Annotated in this window: 20 protein-coding genes and 1 pseudogene; 10 read left to right on the top strand and 11 right to left on the bottom strand. The window is 63.0% G+C overall.

Annotation, left to right across the window (positions count from 1 at the left end; genetic code table 11):
- Window positions 1-157: 157 nt before the first annotated feature.
- From AC1ECK_RS16595 to AC1ECK_RS16585, 3 genes are all read left to right on the top strand, one after another.
- The gene (locus AC1ECK_RS16595; protein ID WP_480320977.1) at window positions 158-871 is read left to right on the top strand and encodes a response regulator; all 714 of its coding nucleotides are present in this window, start codon (window positions 158-160) and stop codon (window positions 869-871) included.
- Window positions 868-2,202, top strand: coding sequence for an ATP-binding protein (locus AC1ECK_RS16590; RefSeq protein WP_480320975.1), 1,335 nt, complete (start codon window positions 868-870; stop codon window positions 2,200-2,202). Before AC1ECK_RS16595 ends, AC1ECK_RS16590 begins: the two co-directional genes overlap by 4 nt.
- Before the next feature lie 213 nt (window positions 2,203-2,415).
- On the top strand, window positions 2,416-2,811 hold the full coding sequence (locus AC1ECK_RS16585) for a hypothetical protein (RefSeq protein ID WP_480320973.1): 396 nt from the start codon (window positions 2,416-2,418) through the stop codon (window positions 2,809-2,811).
- A 69-nt stretch (window positions 2,812-2,880) separates the two neighbouring features.
- On the opposite strand, the gene AC1ECK_RS16580 is transcribed toward AC1ECK_RS16585, so the two are convergent.
- The 4 genes from AC1ECK_RS16580 to AC1ECK_RS16565 all read right to left on the bottom strand — a co-directional run bounded on the left by AC1ECK_RS16580 (window position 2,881) and on the right by AC1ECK_RS16565 (window position 6,419).
- The gene (locus AC1ECK_RS16580; RefSeq protein WP_480320971.1) at window positions 2,881-4,356 is read right to left on the bottom strand and encodes an NCS1 family nucleobase:cation symporter-1; all 1,476 of its coding nucleotides are present in this window, start codon (window positions 4,354-4,356) and stop codon (window positions 2,881-2,883) included.
- Between the two features lie 248 nt (window positions 4,357-4,604).
- Window positions 4,605-5,348, bottom strand: coding sequence for an acetoacetyl-CoA reductase (gene phbB, locus AC1ECK_RS16575; protein WP_480320969.1), 744 nt, complete (start codon window positions 5,346-5,348; stop codon window positions 4,605-4,607).
- A gap of 63 nt (window positions 5,349-5,411) precedes the next feature.
- The gene (gene phaP, locus AC1ECK_RS16570; protein ID WP_480320968.1) at window positions 5,412-5,942 is read right to left on the bottom strand and encodes a TIGR01841 family phasin; all 531 of its coding nucleotides are present in this window, start codon (window positions 5,940-5,942) and stop codon (window positions 5,412-5,414) included.
- A 279-nt stretch (window positions 5,943-6,221) separates the two neighbouring features.
- Window positions 6,222-6,419 carry a hypothetical protein gene (locus AC1ECK_RS16565; protein ID WP_480320967.1) on the bottom strand — a complete coding sequence of 66 codons (198 nt, stop codon included), beginning with the start codon at window positions 6,417-6,419 and terminating at the stop codon, window positions 6,222-6,224.
- A gap of 245 nt (window positions 6,420-6,664) precedes the next feature.
- Here AC1ECK_RS16565 and AC1ECK_RS16560 point away from each other — a divergent pair.
- Window positions 6,665-6,954 (top strand): annotated as a pseudogene (locus AC1ECK_RS16560) (Lrp/AsnC ligand binding domain-containing protein); the annotation flags it as partial.
- Between the two features lie 503 nt (window positions 6,955-7,457).
- On the top strand, window positions 7,458-8,819 hold the full coding sequence (locus AC1ECK_RS16555) for a hypothetical protein (protein WP_480320965.1): 1,362 nt from the start codon (window positions 7,458-7,460) through the stop codon (window positions 8,817-8,819).
- Window positions 8,820-8,915: 96 nt separating this feature from the next.
- On the opposite strand, the gene AC1ECK_RS16550 is transcribed toward AC1ECK_RS16555, so the two are convergent.
- The 4 genes from AC1ECK_RS16550 to AC1ECK_RS16535 form a co-directional block, all read right to left on the bottom strand.
- A complete protein-coding gene (locus tag AC1ECK_RS16550) occupies window positions 8,916-10,094 on the bottom strand; it encodes a YbfB/YjiJ family MFS transporter (protein WP_480321077.1) in 1,179 nt (392 codons plus the stop codon).
- A gap of 213 nt (window positions 10,095-10,307) precedes the next feature.
- A complete protein-coding gene (locus tag AC1ECK_RS16545) occupies window positions 10,308-10,514 on the bottom strand; it encodes a DUF2783 domain-containing protein (protein ID WP_480320962.1) in 207 nt (68 codons plus the stop codon).
- Between the two features lie 24 nt (window positions 10,515-10,538).
- The gene (locus tag AC1ECK_RS16540) at window positions 10,539-12,260 is read right to left on the bottom strand and encodes an FAD-dependent oxidoreductase (protein WP_480320960.1); all 1,722 of its coding nucleotides are present in this window, start codon (window positions 12,258-12,260) and stop codon (window positions 10,539-10,541) included.
- A gap of 38 nt (window positions 12,261-12,298) precedes the next feature.
- Window positions 12,299-13,258: an MBL fold metallo-hydrolase gene (locus tag AC1ECK_RS16535; protein ID WP_480320958.1), complete on the bottom strand. Its 960-nt coding sequence runs from the start codon at window positions 13,256-13,258 to the stop codon at window positions 12,299-12,301.
- Window positions 13,259-13,636: 378 nt separating this feature from the next.
- On the opposite strand from AC1ECK_RS16535, the gene AC1ECK_RS16530 reads away from it, so the two are divergent.
- From AC1ECK_RS16530 to AC1ECK_RS16515, 4 genes are all read left to right on the top strand, one after another.
- On the top strand, window positions 13,637-14,461 hold the full coding sequence (locus AC1ECK_RS16530) for an IclR family transcriptional regulator (protein ID WP_480321075.1): 825 nt from the start codon (window positions 13,637-13,639) through the stop codon (window positions 14,459-14,461).
- 9 nt (window positions 14,462-14,470) lie between these two features.
- Window positions 14,471-15,331: an IclR family transcriptional regulator gene (locus AC1ECK_RS16525; protein ID WP_480320956.1), complete on the top strand. Its 861-nt coding sequence runs from the start codon at window positions 14,471-14,473 to the stop codon at window positions 15,329-15,331.
- Window positions 15,332-15,517: 186 nt separating this feature from the next.
- The gene (locus tag AC1ECK_RS16520; protein WP_480320954.1) at window positions 15,518-16,567 is read left to right on the top strand and encodes an MBL fold metallo-hydrolase; all 1,050 of its coding nucleotides are present in this window, start codon (window positions 15,518-15,520) and stop codon (window positions 16,565-16,567) included.
- Between the two features lie 34 nt (window positions 16,568-16,601).
- Window positions 16,602-17,654, top strand: a complete 1,053-nt coding sequence (locus AC1ECK_RS16515) for a CobW family GTP-binding protein (RefSeq protein ID WP_480320952.1) — start codon at window positions 16,602-16,604, stop codon at window positions 17,652-17,654.
- Here the strand turns inward: AC1ECK_RS16515 and AC1ECK_RS16510 are convergent.
- The 3 genes from AC1ECK_RS16510 to AC1ECK_RS16500 form a co-directional block, all read right to left on the bottom strand.
- A complete protein-coding gene (locus AC1ECK_RS16510; protein ID WP_480320950.1) occupies window positions 17,651-18,523 on the bottom strand; it encodes a MurR/RpiR family transcriptional regulator in 873 nt (290 codons plus the stop codon). The genes AC1ECK_RS16515 and AC1ECK_RS16510 overlap by 4 nt on opposite strands.
- A 78-nt stretch (window positions 18,524-18,601) precedes the next feature.
- Window positions 18,602-19,684 (bottom strand): ABC transporter ATP-binding protein, encoded by a 1,083-nt coding sequence (locus tag AC1ECK_RS16505; RefSeq protein ID WP_480320948.1) that lies wholly within the window; start codon window positions 19,682-19,684, stop codon window positions 18,602-18,604.
- Window positions 19,685-19,740: 56 nt separating this feature from the next.
- Window positions 19,741-20,514 (bottom strand): SDR family oxidoreductase, encoded by a 774-nt coding sequence (locus AC1ECK_RS16500; RefSeq protein WP_480320947.1) that lies wholly within the window; start codon window positions 20,512-20,514, stop codon window positions 19,741-19,743.
- 328 nt (window positions 20,515-20,842) lie between these two features.
- On the opposite strand from AC1ECK_RS16500, the gene AC1ECK_RS16495 reads away from it, so the two are divergent.
- Window positions 20,843-22,075, top strand: a complete 1,233-nt coding sequence (locus tag AC1ECK_RS16495; protein WP_480320945.1) for an ABC transporter substrate-binding protein — start codon at window positions 20,843-20,845, stop codon at window positions 22,073-22,075.
- Window positions 22,076-22,166: the final 91 nt, after the last annotated feature.

Raw genomic sequence — 22,166 nt, 5'->3', positions numbered from 1 at the left:
GTAATCATCAGATGGATCGTAGACGTGGCGAGTGCGAGCGGTTTCCGATCGCACTGTCCCCAGAAAACGCTATTCTGTTAGACGGATTCGCGCTTAAGCTTTGCATGGGACTCGAGTAGCGCGCTAAAGCGCGAACTTTGACCGACAGGAGCCACGGATGGACAAACCTGCGAGGATTATCGTCCTCGACGATGAAGCCGAATTGCGCAATATGCTGCAGCGCTTTCTGACCGGTCACGGTTTCGAAGTACGCGTGGTCGAGGACAGCAAGCGGCTCGACCGCTACTTGCAGCGCGAGCCCTACGATCTGCTGGTGCTCGATCTGATGATCGGCGAGGAGAACGGCCTGGAAATCTGCGGCCGGCTGCGCGCCGAAGGGCAAACACTGCCCATCCTGATGCTGACCGCCAAGGGCGATCCGATCGACAAAGTGGTAGGCCTCGAAACGGGCGCGGACGACTATCTCGCCAAGCCGTTCCTGCCGCGCGAACTGGTGGCGCGAATTCGCGCCCTGCTGCGGCGTCAAAAGATCGCCTCAGGCGAGCCGACCGTAACGTCGCAAACGGTGCGCTTCGGCGACTACAGTCTTGACCTCGGCAAGCAGTTGCTCATGCGCGCAGGCGAACCGCTCGAGATTCACTCGGCGCAGATGTTGTTGCTGGTCGCGCTCGCGTCATCGCCGAACCGGCCGGTGAGCCGCGACAACCTGATTGCGCGAGCCCGTGGCCGCGATCACGGAGCGCTCGATCGCAGCATCGACGTGCAGGTGCTGCGCCTGCGCCAAATCGTGGAAGACGACCCCTCCAAACCGCGCTTCATCAAAACGGTTTGGGGCGTCGGCTACATGCTGATCGCCGACGTCGAGTCATGAGGCGCGTCATGCCGCGCCTCGCGTTGCCCAAAACCCTGCTCGCGCGCAACATCGCCCTGCTGATCGTGCTTGTCATGCTGTCGCAGATCAGTTCCCTCGCCGTGCTGCTGCATTACGTGCAAAGGCCGCGGGTCGAACGCACGGCCATCGTGTTCGCCCACTACGTCACCACGCTCGACTCGCTGTTCCAGGCCGCCCCAGATCATGCGCGTGACACGCTGATTGCACGCCTGAACGATGGCGCGCAGCCGCCGGGCCCCAACGATACCGAGCCGCCGCAAAGCCTGCTGCATCTCTACCTCACCTATCAGCGCAACGTGTTTCTCGACACGCTGCGCCGGCATCTCCCCACTGACATGCAGGTGCGCTGGCAGACCGAAGGCGGCCAGCGTTTATGGATCAGGGTTCACACACCGGGCGGCCTCACCTGGATCGCGCTGCCGATTCCCGAGGATGCCCGCGGCGCCGGTCTCGATGCAGCCATCGCGCTCTCCCTCTGCCTCGCCATGCTCGCCGCGCTCACCGGTTATCTGATCCAGTTGCATCTGAACCGGCCGTTGCGCAACCTCGCCCATGCAGCGCGGCGCGTCAGTTCGGGCGACACGCCACCGCCGCTGCCCACCGACGGTCCCACCGAAATCGCCGAAGTGAGCAGCGCCTTCAACCAGATGATGCAGACACTGCAACAAGCCGAGGCGACCCGCGCCGTGATGCTGGCCGGTATTTCACACGACATCCGCACGCCCCTCACCAAGCTGCGCCTCGCGATGGCCATGGCGATCACCGACCACGGCGACGACAATTTCGTGGTGGCCGCAGAGGCCTACCTCGACCAGATCGACACCATCCTGCAGCAGTTCATGGACTACGCCGGCAGCGGCGAACGCGAGACCGCGCAGCCGGGCGATCTCAATGCGCTGATCAGCCGGCTTGCAGCGGATTTCGCGGGACTGGGCCACGAATTCGCGCTCTCGTTAGGGCCGGTTCCCGAATTCGCATTTCGTCCGATCACGATGATGCGGCTCCTGATGAACCTGATGCAGAACGCCGTCGTCTACGGCCGGATGGGATTCGCGGTGCGCACCTGGGTGCAGAACGGCAGCGCATGTGTAGCGGTTTGCGATCGCGGCGAAGGACTCGCGCCGCAGGAACTCGAAGCCCTGAAGGCGCCGTTTCAGCGCGGCCGCAACGCACGCTCGCAATCCGGCGGCACAGGCCTGGGTCTCGCCATCGTCGAGCGAATCGCACGTTTGCACGGCGGCTCGCTGCAGTTTCATGCGCGCGAGGGTGGAGGTCTGGAGGTATGGGTCGTGTTGCCGCTCAATGCCTAGCGTCAGCCAAAAAAATTTTAGCGACTGACAACCTGCACCCGTCAGGCTCTTAAACAGGTCCAGGTCGTAAGCTGTCGTGCGATTGCCGCATGTGTCTTGATTGTGATTTTCAGCCTCGTACAATGTGATCCGGCAGGCCGTGTCACGTCAGGCGGATGCAGCGCTCAACGCGGCACGGCACTCGAAAGACGACCTTGTTCGAGGAGCACATTCATGGCAAGCAGCGAGTATTTGTTGTCGCATCAGGAGCTGGTCAAGGCCGTCATCATTCATCAGAACATACATGACGGCTTCTGGCGCCTGAATATCAACTTCAACGTGGCCGCCACGCACGGCAAGCAGGTGCCGGACCCGTGCCTGGCCGTGACGATTCAGGGCATTGGCATCATGCAGGCGGACCCGAGCGACGAGATGGCCGTGGATGCGGCGCTGACCAACCCCGAAAAAGTCGCGCCCATCAACGACGCAAGCCACGATGCTCCTACCGGCATGCAGTTCTGCCGCGACGTATATCGCAACATCGCGGTTCATCTCGACGATGCCGCAAAACCGGTTAGCGCGGCGCACGCGGTCGACCTGCGCGCCCAGCTCCAGCAGCATCACAAGTAGGCAACCGGCGTGCGCTGCTTGCGCCGCACGCCAAGGCCTGTTCATGCTAATAACGGGCTTGCGCCGGCCCTAGGTTCGCCGCGCCGCCCGCATCATCCCCACGTACAGCAGCGCGCCTGCCACGGCGCCGATCAGCCAGCCGAAGTTGTTGTCCGGCAAGACATGCAGCAACTGCGTACAGAGTTCCCAGCCTACCGAGACGATGCCGGAAATCGCCAGCGCGGCAACGCCCACCTTGTTCCATCCACCGTCGTAATAGAAGCGCCCTTGCGGCGACATGCTGTAGAGCTCGGCCGTTTCGACCTGCTGTTTCTTGATCAGGTAAAAGTCCGCCATCATCACGCCGTACAGCGGCGCGAGCACCGAGCCGAACACGCTGACGAAAATCGTGATCGCCTTCGGGCTGTCGACAAAAATCCACGGGCACACCAGCACCGCCAGAATGGACGCCACGAGGCCGCCCCTCTTGAAGTCGATATGGCGCGGAAACAGGTTCGCAATGTCGTAGGCCGGCGAGACGAAGTTAGCCACGATGTTGATGCCCATGGTCGCCACGATGAAGGTCAGGCTTCCGATCACCACGGCCGCCTTGTTCTGGATGTGTGCAACGATCGCCACCGGGTCCATGATCATCGAACCGAATACGCTGGCGCTTCCCGAGGTGACGATCACCGTGATGATCGCAAAGACGACGAAGTTGACCGGCAACCCGAGGAAGTTGCCCACCTTCATCTGCCGCTCGCTCCTGGCAAAGCGCGAGAAGTCGCCGAAGTTGAGCAGCAGCGCGGCGAAGTAGCTCACCACCAGCAGCGTAGCGTTGCCCATGCTCGCTAGCTGCTCGCCGCCGGACAGCACCTTGCCGCCAAGCGTCAGGCTGAGGCTGCCCAGGCCCGCCTGCGAGAGAATCCAGGCCATCAGCACGAACATCACCACATACACGGCCGGCCCGCAAAAGTCGATGAATTTGCGGATCGTCTCCATGCCGCGCTGGAAGATGATCAACTGAAACACCCACATGAAGAGGAAGCTGACCCAGCCCAGGCCGTCGAGCCGCAAGAAACTGAAACCTTGTAAAGCGGTGGCCGCGGGAAAGAACAGAAGGACGAGCGTCGCCACCGCTTTCGAGGCGAAATAGGTTTGTACGCCGTACCAGACAATGCCGACCACGCCGCGAATCACCGCGGCCAGGTTTGCGCCCATTACACCCATGCTGACACGCGCCATCACGGGAAACGGGATGCCGTGCACGTAGCTGGGTTTGCCGACGAGGTTCATGAGCACATAGACGATCAGAATGCCCACGGTCAGCGCGCTCAACACCTGCCAGCCGGAGATGCCGAGCAGAAACAGGCTGGCGGCGAACGTATAGCCGCCGACGCTGTGCACGTCGGACATCCACATCGCGAAGATGCAATAGCCGCTCCATGTGCGGCGGTTGAGCGGAACGGGCGCCAGGTCGTGGTTATACAGGCGCTTGTCGCTCTGTGTCGCAAGGCCGGCCGCATCGTGCGGAGCGCCATCATCGATAAGCGGTGAGGTCGACATCTCTCCCCCTTTGCTGCTGTGCCTGACGACTGATCCCGGCGCACACGCGCCACCGGGCTGCGGATGAACTGGATTGCGGCCAGCCGCTTGCCATTGCGACAATATAGATTAGATGTTTCCACGAAAAAAAAAGACCGCGCCAAAATAAGCGACGCTCAGGTTTCGCGGAACAGCACACAATGTGGGAAATCAGGGCAAACGCAGCCTACTGCAATGCTTAGGCATGCTGGTAGTGAGCAACGCGTCGATTACTGCAGATGTTGTCCGCCATTGATGGCGATGTTGGCGCCGGTGACGTACGCCGCTTCCCGCGAGCACAGATAGAGCACGAGCGCCGCCACTTCCTCGGGCTGGCCGAGCCTGCCGACCGGGATCTGCGGAATGATCCTGGTGTCGAGCACTTCTTGCGGCACCGCCATCACCATTTTGGTGGCGATAAAGCCGGGCGATATGGTATTGACCGTTACGCCCTTTTTCGCGACCTCGAGCGCCAGCGACTTCGTAAAGCCATGCATGCCCGCCTTCGCGGCGGCATAGTTGGTCTGACCGAAGCCGCCTTTGGAGCCGATGATGGACGAGATATTGATGATGCGTCCCCAACCGCGCTCCACCATGCCGTCGCACAGCGGCTTGGTCATGTTGAAGAGCGAATCGAGGTTGGTTCGCAGAACCGCGTCCCAGTTGATCTTGTCGAGCTTCTTGAAGCTGGCATCACGCGTGATGCCGGCGTTGTTGATGAGAATGTCGACTTTACCCACATCGGCCTCTACCTTCTGAGCCGTTTGCTGGCACGAGTCATAGTCCGCAACGTCGACCTCGCAGGCGTGAAAGCGCCGCCCCGCCGCTTCCATCCGTTCGAGCCAGGCGGACGCGCCGACATTGCCTGGCGAATAAGTAACCACAGTCGTATAGCCGGCATCATGCAATTTGACGGCAATGGCTTCGCCAATGCCGCCCATTCCACCTGTCACCAATGCGATCTGGTTTGTCACAGCGGCTGCCTCGCGTGAGTGGGTTGTGACCCGGCTTGCGCGCAGCCACCTGCCCGGCTGCTCTCACCCGGTCGTTACGTCCGATGCCTTCGCGGTCCGCGAAAGCGCGGCTTCGAAACCGCCTTCGGCCATGCTGACGGCCTGACGAACCGACTTGTTGACGCTCTCGTGCAGCACGCGGCTCGACTCCATCAACTGCTTCAGCGCGACAACCGCTGCTTCTGAACCTGCCGGCGCCTGCCTGGACATCGTCTCGAAGAGCGCTTGCACCCGGCGATTGTGCGCCTCGTACTGCTCCCCTGCAATCGTCATGAGGCCCGTATGCACGCCGGATACGATCTCATACAGGCCGCGTTGATAAGCTTGGGCGCGCGCCGCAAGCTCGCCGTTGGGGCCAGTCTGTTGCGTAAAAAACGCCTGTGGATCAGTGGCGGACAGAAGCTTTTGCGAGTCGGCCAAAGCCGACTTCGCCGCTTGCATATTCAACGCAGTCAGCTTTTGCAAGCCTTCCACGGCCAGATTGGCGAGGCCATAGAACGCTTCTAGGCTCGCCTTTTGAGCGGCGGCAAACTCCTCGGGATACAACTCGTTCATTGTGAATCTCCTGAAATCGATTCGGCAATGCGCTCGCCAGACCGGCGAGCGCATCCTGGAATAATCGAATGGCCAAGGTGGGAAGACGAGCCAGCTAAAACGTGCCAGCGTGACGTGATCTCGTTCATCCCCGGTATGTTTCTTGTTTTAAATAAGCATAACAAACTAATTTACTGCGCTCTCAGGTTTTGCAACTGCACGGCCGTTCACTTTGTTGGTTGTCTTGAGCCCTTGGTCGGGTTGCGCTGACAGCAACGCTCTTGTGGCGCGTCTGCCCGCTCAGTGAATCCGGCCGGCTGCTTTCAGGAACGAATGGCCCTGGCGGGTTAGGCGCGGTAGCGCTTGCCCCGAAGATGCGTGTTCAAGACTGACTAATTGACGCGCCAGCAGAACATCGAGATCGGCCCGGTCTACTTCCAGTTGATCCGTGGCGTCCTTGACCAGCATGAGCGTTGCGAATTCGTGAGGGCTCAGCATCTTCGTCTCCCAATTTTCTAGGTGTTGCGTTGACAGGACGCTGACGCTCAGCCGTCGCGTCCCGAACCTGACACATTGAACGGATACCGCAAATGTGACTCTTCGCCGACTCGATACGCATCGCGCATCGAGGGAAGTCATCTTAATTCGAGTCTGCGTAAATTATCAATATGTGGGAAAAACTTTTTGAGATAGATCATCCTGGGGCCGGACCAACAGCCTGCTGAAACGTTTTCAGCCCGATTCAGATTCAACTGAGCTTTGCCGATGTCGTGATCCTCGAGGCGACACTCGACCGTCACGAAGACGACGCCCTCGCCCGCTTCGGCGCGGAACTGGCAACGCTGCCCGAAGTGCTCGAAGCCTATCTCGTCCCGGGTGAATATGACTATCTGGTGAAAGTAGCAGTAGACGGCACCGTTGGATATGGACGCTTCCTGCGCGAGAAAAGCTCTACCGGATCTCTGGCATCCGCCGTAGCCGCTCCATGTTTGCGCTGCGCTGTATGAAGAGTATTCCCTCGGTCGAAATCTAAACGCGTGTTTCGAACACGCCGCGCAATATATCGGACTCCATATCATAGACACGCGGCGTTTTGTCTGAGCTATACGCGTGGCGGATCGTGTAACGGCCAGGTTACGTGGCATGTCGCGGGAACACGTAACATCTCCGGCACGACATGCAGCGTGCTGCAAGTGCGCGCTCGCATATGCGTCGCGGTCAGGAACGCGATCCGGCAAGGCTCCTACGTGCCCCCATCCCCAACGGTGTAAATACCTGCACGGCGAAGTACCGCGTGATTCTGCGCACACGTCTTGGCGCGGAACTTGCGCGTGACGACTGCCCGAGCAAGCCACATCCAATCATGGCGCCACAGCGCCCGACTCCAACAACAGGCAGCGCGCACACACGCGGTATCGGGCCCGGAGCAAACATTTCTGCAAGACCGTTTTCTGCAAGACCGATCAGCGGTTTTCCGGGGGCACTGATTACACCTTTGACCAATCAGGACGCGATTCCATCGCGAAAGGACTAATCATGGCTCCCTTCAAACACACTCTTGTTGCATCGGCGAGCGCAATCCTATGGTGGTCGCTTGCTACTTCATGTCAGGCCGGCGATGTCACGGGCACGCCGCCCCCCTTGACCACGCAAAGCGGATGGACCGGCACCGGACAACCGGGATCGGGCTACATGGGCACGGGCGGACAAGGCGGTTCGTCCGGAATGGGTTATGGCAGTGGCAGTGTAGGCGGCGTCAGCTCCGGCTCCGGTTTCAGCGTCGGTTCGGGTCCCGGTTACGGTTCGAGTAGCGGTTGGGCCTGGGTCTCGCCGGGAGGAAGTGGCGACGGATATAGCGGCGACTCTGGAGATGGAGACGGCGGTCAGGGAGGTTGGGGAACCGGGACTGGTGGCTCTGGTGGCTCTGGTGGCTCTGGTGGCTCTGGTGGCTCTGGTGGCTCTGGCGGCGGCGGTGGCGGCGACGGCGGCTATGGCGGCGGTGGGTCAAGCGGTGGAAGTGGTGGCTCCGGCACAGGTGGGCAAGGAGGCTGGGGCGGCGGTTCGGGCGGTTCCGGCGGTTCCGGCGGTTCCGGCGGTTCTGGCGGTTCTGGATACGGCGGTGGTTCGAGCGGCTCGGGTGGCTCAGGCGGTTCTGGCGGTTCTGGATACGGCGGTGGTTCGAGCGGCTCGGGTGGCTCAGGCGGTTCTGGTTCCAGCGGCGGTTCTGGCGGCTCCAGTTCCTCAGGCGGCTCCGGCAACGGCAATCAGATCACCAGCGGCCTGCTCAATCCCATCCTGGACCTGGTGGTCAACGTCGGCGCCATCAGCGTTCCGATCGTCCCGATTACGCTCGGCAACAACAGTGGCAGCGGGAACGGCAACGGAGTAAGCACCGGCACACCAGGCGGCCATTCAGGCAACTCAGTCGGAACGGGCAGCAACGGTGCAGGCAACCTGCTGGCACCCGTCACCGCATTGCTCGGCGGCCTGAAACTTGCGCCAGTCACGGGCGGCTCACAAGGCAGCAGCAGTAGCCCGGTTGCACCACTCACCACCTTGCTAGGCGGATTGACTGGCGCGCTAGGCGGCAACTCGCTGCTCGCAGGCGGCTCTCAAGGCAGCAGCTCGGCCGCCCCGCTCACCACCTTGCTAGGCGGACTGACTGGCACACTGGGCGGCAGTTCGCACAGCAGGTCGTCGACTAGCCTGGTGACCCCGTCCACGTCCAGTCCTGTTGCGCCGCTAACCACCCTGGTCAGCTCGCTGACCGGCACGCTTGGCGGCACCAGCGGCGCATCGTCGTTGCTCTCGCCACTGACGAGCCTGCTCGGAGGACTGACAGGCTCAACGAGCGGCAGCAACGGTTCGCTCTCCACACCACTCGCTCCGAAACACTAGCGGGCATCACGTGTACAACCCCGGGCGAGGCAAACACCCAGCCCGGAACGCGATAAAAGCGCCCCACCGGTCCTACCGGGCCGGCGGAAGCGAGCTTCACCGCCCGCCGACCGGCTTCTGACACGCCGCAAGCACCGCTCCGGCGATCAGCAGCAAGGCCGAGTAAACCAACCCGCGCGCCAACCCCGCACCATCCGAGATCCAGCCAATCGCCAACGGGCCGACAATCTGCCCGAACGCGAACACGATCGTGAACGCGCTAATCCCTTTGGCCCAATGTGTGGCAGGCAGGTTGTGCCGCACAAAGGCGGTCGTCGAGGCGACCGCGGATAGAAACGTCGCGCCGAACAACGCACCCGAAACGAACGCGGCAAATGGATGGGTGGCCAGCGCCGGCAGGAGGGTCGCGAGGCCGAGCAGCCCATTGAACACTGCAAGCGCCTGGCCGCCGCGCATCCGGTCCAGCAGCCCCGACCACAGGCGCGCCGAGACAATGGTCGCCACGCCGAGCAGGATGTAGAAGCCGGTGACGATCGCGGCGCTCATCCCGGCATTGCGCAGCAGCGCGACGATAAACGTCATGTAGCCGATATACCCGACACCGAACAGTCCATACCCCGCTAACGCAAGACTGAAGCGCGGCCAGTGCAATGCCTCGCCATCAGCGGATGGTGCAACCGTGCCCTTCGTAACCGCCGTATGGCCCCGTTCGATCCGGCGTGCAGCGCCGCTGGCCACCACCGCGAAAGCGAGGCAGGCAGCCGCGAGCGCAAACCACGCCAGTTGCCAGCCGTGGAGCGCGCGGGCGATCGTGAGCGGCACGAGGATCGCGGAAGCGACGATGCCCCAACCGGTGCCGCCGTAGTACAAGCCGAGCACCAGCCCGGCATCGCGCGGCCGTGCCGACGCGAGCCGCGCCGCCAGCACGCCGCCGCTGATGAAAATCAACGCGCTGCTCGCACCTGTGATGACGCGCAAGGTCAGCAAGGCGTGAGTGTCGATCAGCACGCCGCTTATCGCCATCAGCAACGCTGTCGCGACACAGCCGGCCACGAACAATGCCGCTGACGACGCGCGCCGTGACAGGCGGGGAAAAGCCAATGCGCCCAGCAGATAGCCCAGGGCATTGGCCGTATTCATCGCGCCCGCCTGCGCGAAGCTCCAGCCCAGATCGAGCTTCATCGCGGGCAATAACAACGCGTAAGCGAAGCGTGCGAGCCCCAGGGCAATCGCGCTGCCCAAGGAGAGCGCCACTGCCAGCAGCAGCGTCTCCATGCGGTTCGGCGTGTCGGTGTGCGTCTCGTGCAGCGCGTCGGCACGCGGACGTTTCCAGCGAATCAGTTCTGCGAACATGGGTGAGCGTGGCACGGGCTTCAATCAAGCGAGGACGCAGCGGGCGTGCTGCAAACCTTGCCATCATAGCCGCGCGGCGCGCGTGCCGCGATTGAATTTCCAACGGCCAGAATCCATGCGCCGCTATACCCGATGTCATGCCCTGGATGCCGTAGCACCGGCGCGCGCATGCTGCATGGCTTCGAGCAAGGTCGCGTGATCGCCGATATGGTTCGCCAGCAACAGGATCAATTGCGCATTGGCCGACTGGCTTTGCGCATCGTCGAAATCGCGATGCATGTCGATCAACGCCTCGTAGAAATCGTCGGGACGGGCGAGATTGGGTTGGGTGTTAAGAGCCATGTTTGTCTCCTGCCGTTGTTGCACTCATGCCGTGCCGGCCACGCATAACGCACGCTTCAGGGCCTGCTCGACCTTACCCGCATCGAGCGTGTGCCAGCGGGCACAGACGTGCTGGTCCGGGCGAACCAGATAGAAGGTGCCGGGCGTCGCATCGTAGCGAGCGCGAGCGAGGCCTTCGCTGTCGTGCATAACCTTGACATCCGGTTGCGAATTTTCCATCGCCGTGCGATTCGCTTCGGCATCCTCAGTGGTAATCAGCACCAGCGTCAAAGGAATCGATCCGCGCTGTAAAACCCGGAGCGCTTCGCGCGTCGCCGCGTCGATGCCGTCCGCGCCGCAGAACAGCACACCCGTGAAGCGCTGCCCCAGATGCGGCAACAACCATGCCGGTTGCCCCGCGACGCGAACCGGCGCGTCGCAGCACGCTGCGCCCGGCACCATCTGTCCGGCAAAGCTGTCGCTGTCCGCGGTGTTCAGCGGCGAGTCGCACAACACCGCCGGCACCGACAGGCGCCCGCTATTCACCAGTTGCCGCGCGAAGGCATGATTGCGCGCGAGTTTCAGCACGGCATCGCGAAACACCCGGCTGACAGCGCTTTTAGGCGTGATGAAATCGGTGGAGCGGGTTGAATTGCGGATGTTTTCGTCGGCCGCGTACTCGCGCTCGCTCGCATAGGTGTCGAGCAACGCGTCCGACGCACGGCCCGCCAGCACCATCGCGAGCTTCCACGCGAGATTCTCGGCATCCTGCACGCCGCTATTCGCGCCGCGCGCGCCGAACGGTGAGACACCGTGCGCCGAATCGCCGGCGAACAGCACGTTGCCGTGGCGAAAGCGATCCATCCGCAAGCACGAGAACGTATAGACGCTCACCCACTCCAGCTCGAATTTCGCATCCGGTCCGAGCAAGGCCCGCACGCGTGGAATCACCCGCTCCGGGGTCTTCTCGATGACCGGGTCGGCGTCCCAACCGAGCTGGAAGTCGATGCGCCAGACATTGTCCGGCTGACGATGCAGCAGCACCGACTGATTCGGATGAAACGGTGGATCGAACCAGAACCAGCGCTCGGTCGGGAAATCCGCTTCCATCTTGACGTCGGCGATCAGGAAACGATCCTTGAAGGTGCGCCCGTGGCTGTCTAGTCCCATCAGGTGCCGCATCGGACTGCGCGAGCCGTCGGCGGCCACCACATAGCGGCCGCGCAACGCATACTGCCCGTCAGGCGTTTCGACCGTAAGCGTGACGCTCGCGCCATCGGTACCGGCCGCCCCTTCCTGCTGAACCCCCACCACCTTGCTCTTCCAGCGAATCTCGAGGTTAGGCAGTTCGCGAGCCCGCTCAAGCAGATAACCTTCCACGTAGTACTGCTGGAGATTGATGAACGCAGGACGATGATGACCGGACTCGGGCAGCAGATTGAAGGTGTACACCAGCTCGTCTTTCAGGAACACCTTGCCGACGTTCCAGCTAATGCCCTTGTCCACCATCCGCTGGCCGCAGCCGAGCCGGTCGAAGATATCGAGCGAGCGCTTCGAAAAGCAGATGGCCCGCGAGCCGGTCGACAGCGAGCAATCGTCGTCGACCAGCACAACCGGCACACCCTGCTGCGCGATATCGATTGCCGTCGCGAGGCCGACCGGCCCCGCCCCGACCACGATGACCGGATACGCTGCCGTCTGCGCGCCGCCCTGCTGCTCACGGCACGGCTGATACTCGAACGACAGCGTCTGGTAGTTGATGCTCATCTTGTGTCTCCACCCGTCTCTGCGCGGTGCGTTTCTTATCAGGCTTGCAGCGCGTCCCACATTTCCTTGTCGCGCTGCGCCGTCCAGATGCGCGGATGGGTAATGCCGCTCGCTTCGTCGAAAGCGCGCGAGACGTCGAACGGCAGACAATGCTCGTAGATGAACACATGGCCGAACTTCGGATCCATCGCCTTGCGCGTATGCGCCATCGCGGCTTTCAGGTCGAGCTTCTGCGCGACGGCTTCGCGGCCTTGCTGCAGCAGCGTGGTGACGAAGTCTTTGGTGTAATCGAGGCCTTTGTTGACCTCTTCCGGCGTGGTGAGCGCGGGGCCGCGGCCCGGCACCAGCTTTTCCGCGTTAAGCGCGCGCAGCGCTTCGAGCGTAGCCGGCCACTGGGTGAGCTGAGCATCGCCGCAATAGCAAGCGGCGTCGTATTCGACGAGGTCGCCGGAGAACAGCACCTTCTGCGACGGCAGCCAGACAATCGTATCGCCCTTCGTGTGTCCTGCGCCCAGATGGGCGATGCGCACTTCGAGCTTGCCGAGGAACAGGGTCATTTCACGCTCGAATACGAGCGTGGGCCAGGTCAGCCCGGGCACGGTCTCGACGCCTGCGAACAGACGCGGAAAGCGTTCGATCTCCGACTTCATGTCCTGCTCGCCGCGCTCGACGATCATCTCGTAAGTGCCACGGCTCGCGATCACCTCCTGCGCGCCCTCGGCGAAATACGCCGACGCGCCGAGCACGCGCACGGCGTGGTAATGCGACAGCACGACGTATTTGATGGGCTTATCGGTCACGCTGCGAATCTTCGCGATCAGATCTTTGGCCATGGCAGGCGTGGCCGTGGTGTCGACGATCAGCACGCCGTCGTCGCCAACGATCACGCCGGAATTCGGATCGCCTTCGGTCGTATACGCATAGGCGTTCTCGGACAACTGCGTCCACGTGACTTTCTTTTCTTCCAGATCGGCTTGGGATGCGAATGCTTTGGCCATGCTGTGTCTCCCTCAAAAGGTGGATGTGAGGCGAGACGGCCGGCAGCAGCGCCGTTCGGAACGAGGCGCGCAGCAGGCGGCATTGGAGGAGGTGTCTCGCCCCGTTTTCGACTCTGTGACTGCGCTGGTGTGCCGGGGTAAGTGCATCTTATGGCTGGCGATGTTTATTTGTCAATAACGAATCATGTTGCTATATGCAAATCCTCTGTGCACACTGATACAAGAGCCGAGGAAGGTCGGGGCGGACCTGGCTTCGTTTAACATGGACCCTTTTTCGGAACGAGTACGGGTGTGACGAAACCAGCCAAACCGGCCGCCAGGCGCGGTGACGGAAATCGCGGCAAGCACAGCGCGGATACAGGGAGCGGCAGCGAAGCTGTGAGCGAACTGCGCTCCGGCGCGGCCGCGTCCGAAGGCGGCAAGCCACAGCGCGGCATCCAGAGCGTCGAGGTGGGCGGGAGGTTGCTGCACGCGCTGGCGCAGGCCCGCAGCCCACTTGCGCTGTCGGATCTTGCCGCGGGCGCAGCGCTGACGCCTGGCCAGGCGCACACCTACCTCGTGAGTCTGACGCGGCTCGGCCTCATCAAGCGCGACGAACTGACGGGCCGTTATGAGCCAGGGCCACTGTCGCTGCGGCTCGGCCTGCTGCACCTCGAGCACCAGCCGGCGTTCCGCGCCGCGGTGCCGCGCGTCGCCGCGCTCGCCGAAGCGATTGGATTCAGCGTGGCAATCTGTATTGCCGGGCCGCAAGGGCCGACCATCGTCCGCTATGAACATGGCGGCTTTCCGTTGCACGTCAATCTGCACGTGGGCACGGTGATGTCGCTGCCGGCCACGTCGACAGGACGCGTGTTCTGCGCTTATCTGCCCGAGGACACGTTGCGGGCCATGTGGACGAATCAGTCGGGCCGGCACGAACAAAGCATGATCGAGCCGGCCGGGCGCGAGGCGTTCGAAGCGGCCTTGGAGACGATTCGCGAACGCGGCCTGGAACGCGGCGTCGATACGCCAAGCCCGGGAATCAGCAGCTTGAGCGCGCCGGTGCTCGACGCGTCGGGCGTGTTCCGCCTCGCGCTCACCGTCATAGGCTCGACGGGCTCGATCGACGTGAAATGGAACGGGCCGACCGCGCGTGCTCTCCAGGCCACCGCGCGGGACATCCATGCAGAATTCGCAGCCGCCTCATTCAGCCTCGCTTCCTGACAGATAGCCGTGAACCATACGCTCCCCTCCTCATCCTCGTACGCCGGGGCAGAAGCCAAGCAGCAGCGCGGCATCCAGTCGCTCGACAGCACGGGCGAACTGCTTGCTGCGCTGGTCGCGGCTGGGCAGCCGCTCAGCTTGCGCGATCTCGCCGCCGCGGCGGGCATGCCGCCGGCGAAGGCGTTTGCGCATCTGGTCAGTCTGCTGAAAATCGGCCTGCTGAGCCGCGATGCCGCGGGTTGTTTCGCGGCGGGGCCGTTGGCGCTCGAGCTGGGCTTGATCGGCCTGCAACGTTTATCGCCGACGCGCGAAGCGGAACCGGAGATCGTCGAGCTGGCGGCGTCGACCGGCATGAGCGTCGCGATGGCGGTGCTTGGGCCGCTTGGACCTACCGTCGTGCGTCTGGAGGAATCCGCACGGCCGCTGCATGTGAGCTTGCGGGTGGGGACGGTGATGTCGCTTGTCAATACAGCCATCGGGCGCGTGTTTTCCGCGTATGTGGCTGATGACGTGCGTTACGGTCTGCTGACGCAGGATCATTTGCGCCTGGCGGGCACGGATGAGTCAGCGCTCGTTGGGACAGCGAGCGTGCCAGACACCATCCCGCCTTTGAACTCTCACTACGCGCAACGGCTCGCGCAGATCCGCGCTGACGGCATCGACACGGCGTTGAGCCGGCCCGTACCGGGCATCGACACCCTGGCCGCACCGGTACTGGACCATAGCGGCAGCATCTGCCTCGTGCTCGCGTTGATGGGGCCGAGCGGCAGCTTCGACAATGCCGTGACAGGTGGGCCGGCGCGGATCTTGGGCGCGGCAACCCAGAGGTTGTCGCGCCGCTTTGGATGGATCGCCGGGAAGCGCGACTGATAACTCAAGTTCGTCTTGCGATAGCACCACGGACGATTCACGAGCCACCGCACGGCACTCACGCTGACAAGCGTTGGCCGCGAGCCCAGCCAGGCTTGCTACTATGCGGGAAGAATTTTTCCCGACTAGCCGGCCCGAGTCCTGCGAACCAAGGGCAGCAAATAGAACATCTGGAGATACTCCCACATGAGCGATCAGCCGTTCGGACGTTCCCGCCGCGATTTCATGCGCATTGCCGTCACGGCCGGCAGCACAGCCGCCTTGCCGTGGCTGAAGGACGCCCAGGCGCAGACGCCGGCAGGCACCAATGCGCCGACCACGGCTGCGAATACCGGCAACGCCGCCACCGGCCAGGCCGCCAGTCAGCTCACAGCGGCCCACCCGCCGGCCCAAGGCACCCAGTTGATCCTGCTCGGCACCAAAGGCGGACCCACCCCATCCGACCTGCGTGCGGCGCCGTCGAATGTGCTGGTGGTCGACGGCCAGCCCTATGTGGTGGATTGCGGCAACGGCGTCGCGCTGCAACTCACCAAAGCGGGCATCAAGCTGCCCCGCCTGCGCGACATCTTCCTCACGCATCATCATTCGGATCACAACGCCGACCTCGGCAACCTCGTCTTCCTCGCCTGGGCCACCGGGCTGCACACACCGGTCAACTTATATGGACCGCCGCGCATCACGCGGATGATCGACGACTTCGTCGACATGAACGATATCGACCTCGAAGTCCGCATGCGCGAGGAAGGCCGGCCGCCGTTCCGGCCGTTGATCAACATTCACGAGTTCGACGGCCCGCGTCTCGTGATGGAAGACGAGCGCGTCAAGGTCACCTCGATGCTCGTCGATCACTACACGATCAAGCCCGCCTTCGCTTACCGCTTCGAGACCCGCGACCGCACCGTTGTGTTCTCCGGCGACACCACTTACTACCCGCCGCTTGCGGAGTTCGCCAAAGGCGCCGACTTACTGGTGCACGAAGTGATGTATCTGCCCGCGCTGCAAAAGCTGATGAAAACAGTCGACAACGCGCCGACCCTGCTCGACCACCTCGTCAAAAGCCACACCAGCACCGAGCAGGTCGGCAAGATTGCCGCAGCGGCGGGCGTGAAAACGCTCGTATTGAGCCACTTCGTGCCGGGCGGCGACCCCGCGATCACGGATGAAATGTGGACCGCCGACGCCCGTCAGCATTTCGCCGGCGACATCATCGTCGGCAAGGACCTGCAGGTTATCTAAGTGCGGACCAACCCGCGCGACGCTGACGACCGCCATGACTGCCACGACTAGCGCCATGCAACCCGCAGCGATTCCGCTCACGCTCCTGACCGGCTTCCTCGGTTCGGGCAAGACCACGCTGCTCAACCGTTTGCTGCCGCAACCGGCGCTCGGACAATGCGCGGTGATCATCAACGAACTGGGGGCGATCGGTCTCGACCATCTGTTCGTCAGGACCTCGCGTGACGAGACCATCGCGCTGCTGGAAAACGGCTGCCTGTGCTGCGGCGTGCGCGACGAGCTGACGGCAACCGTCGCCGACCTGTTCGAGCGTCGCGCGCGCGGCGAGATTCCAGCATTCGAACGGCTGCTGATCGAAACGACCGGACTCGCACGACCCGGCCCGGTGATTTCGCTCCTGCTCGGCGACGCGGCACTGGAAAGACGGGTGCGCCTCGACGGCATCGTCACGACTGTGGATGCGAAACATGGCGCGGCCCAACTGGTCCGCCATGAAGAATCACGCCAGCAGGCGGCCGTCGCAGACCGAATCTTGCTGACGAAGGCCGAGTTGGTCGATGCATCGACCCTAGCCGAACTCGAAGCGACGCTGCAAGCGCTGAACCCAGGCGCGCCACGGATGGCGGTACGCAACGGCGAAATCGATGCCGCGCATCTGCTCGACATCCTGACGCCGCGCGAGCTTCGTCCGTGGCTGCGCGCCGAACCGGCGACACCGCGCAAGCTGATGACCCCGATGCGCGGCGCAGCAGCGAGCCGCGCCACTCATCCCGACATCGACAGCTTTTGCCTGAGCTACGCGCAACCTCTGCCGATGCACGCGCTAGAAACCGCGCTGACGGTGCTGCTCGGCTACCACGGCGAACGCATCCTGCGGGTGAAGGGGATTGGGCACTTCATCGGCGAATCGCGGCCGGTGGTGTTCCATGGCGTACAGCAGTTGCTGCACGAACCGCTCAAGCTCGAGCAATGGCCCGATGACGATCACTCGACGCGGCTGGTATTTATCGTGCAGGGATTGGCGCGCTCGGTGATCGAAGAGACGCTCGCGCATTTCCTGCGCGAAGCGGGCTACACGCACGGCTAGGAAGACGACTCCCCCGCCGCCGGTTCCGGCTCATGCGACAAGCGCGACTTCGCATGCCGCATTTTCTCCAGCGTCTTCGGCCCGAGCTTGAGCGCCACGCCGATCGCCAGCGCATCCACGATGCACAGATGCACGAGCCGCGATACACCCGGCGTATTCGGATCGATCGGACTCGGTACGCGCAACAGCAGCGGAATATCCGCGAGCCATGCGAGCCGCGACCCGGCGTTGGTCAGCGCAATGGTGGTGGCGCCCCGCTCCTTGGCAATCTGAATGCTTTCGTTCACCTCGACACTGCGTCCCGAGTGGGAAATGGCGAACGCCACATCGCCGGGTTCCAGCAAGCCGGCGTAAAGCCGCTGCAAGTGACCATCGGTGAACGCGCTGGCGGCGATATCGAGGCGCAGAAAGCGTAGCGCCGCATCTTGCGCCACCAGGCCCGAGCCGGACCCGACACCGAACACATAGACGCGGCGCGCGCCGGCCAACGCGGCAATCGCCGTTTCCACCACCGCCGGGTCGAGCGCTCCACGTGCATGCGTAATGCCCTCGACAACCGCTTCGCCGACCTTGTCGAGCAAGGTCTGCACGTCGTCGTCGCGTGCAACCGCAGTCGATGCATACGGCAAGCCCCCTGCCACGCTCTGCGCCAACTGCATCTTGAAGTCGCGCAAACCGTTCGCTCCCACAGCGCGACAAAAGCGCGTCACGGAAGGCTCGGACACCTCCGCGCGCTGCGCCAGCTCGGTGATGCTTGCGCGCATCGCAAAGTCGACGTCGCTCAGCACCATCTCGCCAACCTTGCGCTCGGCCGGGCGCAGTTCGGTCAATGCACCGCGTATGTGGGGAATCAGGTTCGGAGCGGACACCCGTGTGTTCCTTATGGGTTCAAGGTCTGGAATCCGCGTCTGTCTAAACAGGTGCGACAACGGCTACCACACGCGGTATCAAGCGAGCCTGCGTCCACTCTCCGTATCGAACAGATGAATATGCTCGGCCGGCAGGCACAATGCCACGCGCTGGCCGGGTTCGATCGACGAGCGCTGGCGGGTCGTCACGCACCACGTGCTACCGCCTATTTTCCCGTACAAGTGGGTCTCGGCGCCAGTCGGCTCGACCACTTCGACTTCCATCGAGACGTCCGCTAACGCCGCCGGCGTTTCGATGTGCTCGGGCCGCACACCGAGCGTCACCTTGGCGCCGGCCCGCGCGGACGCCGGTGCCAAGGTCGGCGGCAAGGCCACCTCGCTGCCGTCGGCGAGCTTCAGCGCAAGACCGGCCGCGCCGCTCGCCAGCACGCCTTCGGCGAAATTCATGGAAGGCGAACCAAGAAAGCTCGCGACGAACAGATTGGCTGGGCGATCGTAGAGGTCCAATGGCCGGCCGATCTGTTCGATGCGGCCTGCGTTCATCACGACGATCCGGTCCGCCATCGTCATCGCTTCGATCTGATCGTGCGTGACGTAGATCACCGTATTCTTCAGACGCTGATGCAGCGCCTTGATCTCGGTGCGCATCTGCACGCGCAGCTTCGCATCGAGATTCGACAAGGGCTCGTCGAACAGGAACAGCGACGGCTCGCGCACCACGGCGCGGCCCATCGCCACGCGCTGGCGCTGGCCGCCGGACAACGCGCGCGGCAAACGGTCCAGGTAACTGCTAAGGTTCAGCATCTTCGCCGCAGCCTCGATACGCGGCTTGAAACTCGCGGACGATTCCTTGCGAATCCGCGGCCCGAACGCGATGTTCTCGTACACGCTCAAGTGCGGATACAGCGCGTAACTCTGAAACACCATCGAGATGTTGCGCTGCTGCGGCGCGAGCGCATTAGCGCGCGTACCGCCGATCATCAGGTCGCCGCCGCTGATCTCTTCGAGACCCGCCACCATGCGCATCAACGTGCTCTTGCCGCAGCCCGACGGCCCCACCAGCACGACGAATTCACCGTCGTCGATATGCAGGTCGATGCCATGCACCACCTGGGTGTCGCCATAGCGCTTGAAAATGCCGCTCAGTTGCACTGCTGCCATGCTGTCCTCATCGTCGTCCGGCGCAACCGTCAGGCGGTCGTACCGCGTTCACTGAATCAAAACGTCTCGAGCGTCAGTTCTTCGGCCATCAGCCGGTTGCCGGCCATCAGGCCGCCGTCGACCGGCAGCGCCACGCCGGTGATCACGCGCGCCATCGGCGAGGCGAGAAACTGCACGGCGTCGGCAATGTCGTCCGGCGTGGCGAAGTCGCGCAGCGGATACCATTTCTTGAGGTCCTCGAACACCTGCGGGTTTTTGTCGACCCGCGCCTGCCAGGCTTGAGTCTTGACGGTGCCCGGACACACGATGTTCGCGCGGATGCCATAGCGCCCCAGCTCCAGCGCCAGTGCTTTCGTATAGCTGATGAGACCGGCCTTCGCCGCGCTATAGGCCGGGTGGCCCAGCGCGGCCATGCCGTTGACCGAACCGATCAGCACCAGCACGCCCTGTTGCCGCTCGATCATCGACGCGCGCACCGCTTCCACCGTGTGATACGTGCCGTTCAGGTTGAGGTGGACGTCGCGCTGCCAGCTTGCGGCGTCGGTCGTGGCCAGCGTCAAACCCCTGGCCGCGCCTGCATTGGCGACCAGCACGTCGACCGGCCCGCGCAGCTTGACCGCCTCCGCCACGGCCTGCTGCACCGCCGCCGCGTCCGCCAGATCGGCGACGACCGGCGTGAGGTGCTCCGCGCCCAGCGCGGCAGTCAGCTCGTCGAGCGCCGCCACGTCGATGTCGAGCGCCAGCACGGCCTCGCCCTGTTCGACGAACCGCCGGCACAGCGCGCTACCGATCCCGCCGCACGCGCCCGTGACCAAAACCACTCGCTTCATCTCTGTCCTCACGCTTTGCTTGCCGGCGCCGGGACGCCCGATCACGCCCAGCCACGCCCTCTCAGGCCATTCCGCACGGGCTTCACACCCTGTAAATTTCCTACACAGCTCATTTGACCGGCATATCCCGAGCGCCTCAGCGACCGTTGCACCCACCGCTGCACTGCACGAAATACGCCTTCTTTACAGCATCTTAGGCAAAAATCGCCGCGATAAAAAATATCGTAGTCCCTACGTGACAAGCTTTTTTTCGTCATGTAGGATTTTTTCAAACAATTTAACAACCCGGCGGCCGGCGACGGCAGCGGACCACCCCCAGGAGAGAGAAATGTCGTTGCAAGCCCGTGCTTCCTTCGCGCTCGGCAAAATTGCCGTGGCGCTTGCATTTGCAGGTATGGCCGTCGCGGCGCACGCCGACACGGTCCGCGTTACCGTCGCCCATTACAGCGACGCGACCGCACCGTACTTCGAAAAGATGGCCCAGGAATTCGAAAAGGCCAACCCCGGCACGACCATCAAGATCGAGGATGTGAGCTGGGACACGCTGCAACAGAAGCTGCAAACCGACATTACGGGCGGCGCCAACGCCGACCTGGCGATTGTCGGCACGCGCTGGCTGCTCGATTTCGTCAAGGACGACGTTGCGGAACCGCTCGACGGCTACATGGACGCCAGCTTCAAGAACCGCTTTATCGGCCCGTTCCTCGCACCGGGCGAGATCAACGGCAAGGTCTACGGCCTGCCGATTGCCGCGTCCGCCCGCGCGCTGTACTACAACAAGGATCTGCTGGCGAAGGTCGGCTACCCGAACGGCCCGAAGACCTGGAATGACGTGATCGACGCGTCGAAGAAGCTGAAGGCACAAGGCATTGCCGGCTTCGGCCTGCAAGGCAAGGAAATCGAAACGGACGTCTACTTTTACTACGCGCTGTGGAGCTACGGCGGCGACGTGGTGGGCAAGGACGGCAAGGCCGCGTTCAATTCGCCGGCCGGCGTGAAGGCCGCGACGCTGTACAAGACGCTGATCGACGAAGGCCTGACGGAACCGGGCGTGACCGGCTACAGCCGCGAAGACGTGCAAAACCTGTTCAAGCAGGGCCGCGTGGCGATGGTGATCTCGGCGCCGTTCCTCTCCAAGCAGATCAAGAAGGAAGCGCCGAACCTGAAGTACGGCATCGATCCGATCCCGATGGGCACAAAAAACGCCACCTATGCGGTGACCGACTCGATCGTGATGTTCAAGAACTCCAAGGTGAAGAAGAGCGCCTGGAAGTTCCTCGACTATCTGTTCACGAAGGAACCGCGCGTGCAGTTCACCAGCACGGAAGGCTTCTTGCCGACCACCAAGGCCGAAGCAACCGATCCGGCGTTCAACGATCCTGATACGAAGGCGTTCATCGCTCTCTTGCCGAGCGCGCACTTCGCGCCGACCGTCACGGGTTGGGAAGACACCGCGAAAGCCGTGTCGGACGCCATGCAGTCGATCTACCTCGGCAAGGCTCAACCGGCGGCAGCGCTCAGCGCGGCAGCCGACAAGGCGAACGAATCGCTCGGCAAATAACGCTCAGTCAATGCTGAGCTGAGGTCGTAGCGTATTAATGTAAACCGGTGCGCGCCGCTGCTGTCAGGCGGCGCGCACCGTGTTGTATCCG

It is taken from the genome of Paraburkholderia sp. SSBN10T, from assembly GCF_056619545.1.
This window is presented reverse-complemented; position numbering and strand designations above follow the sequence as displayed.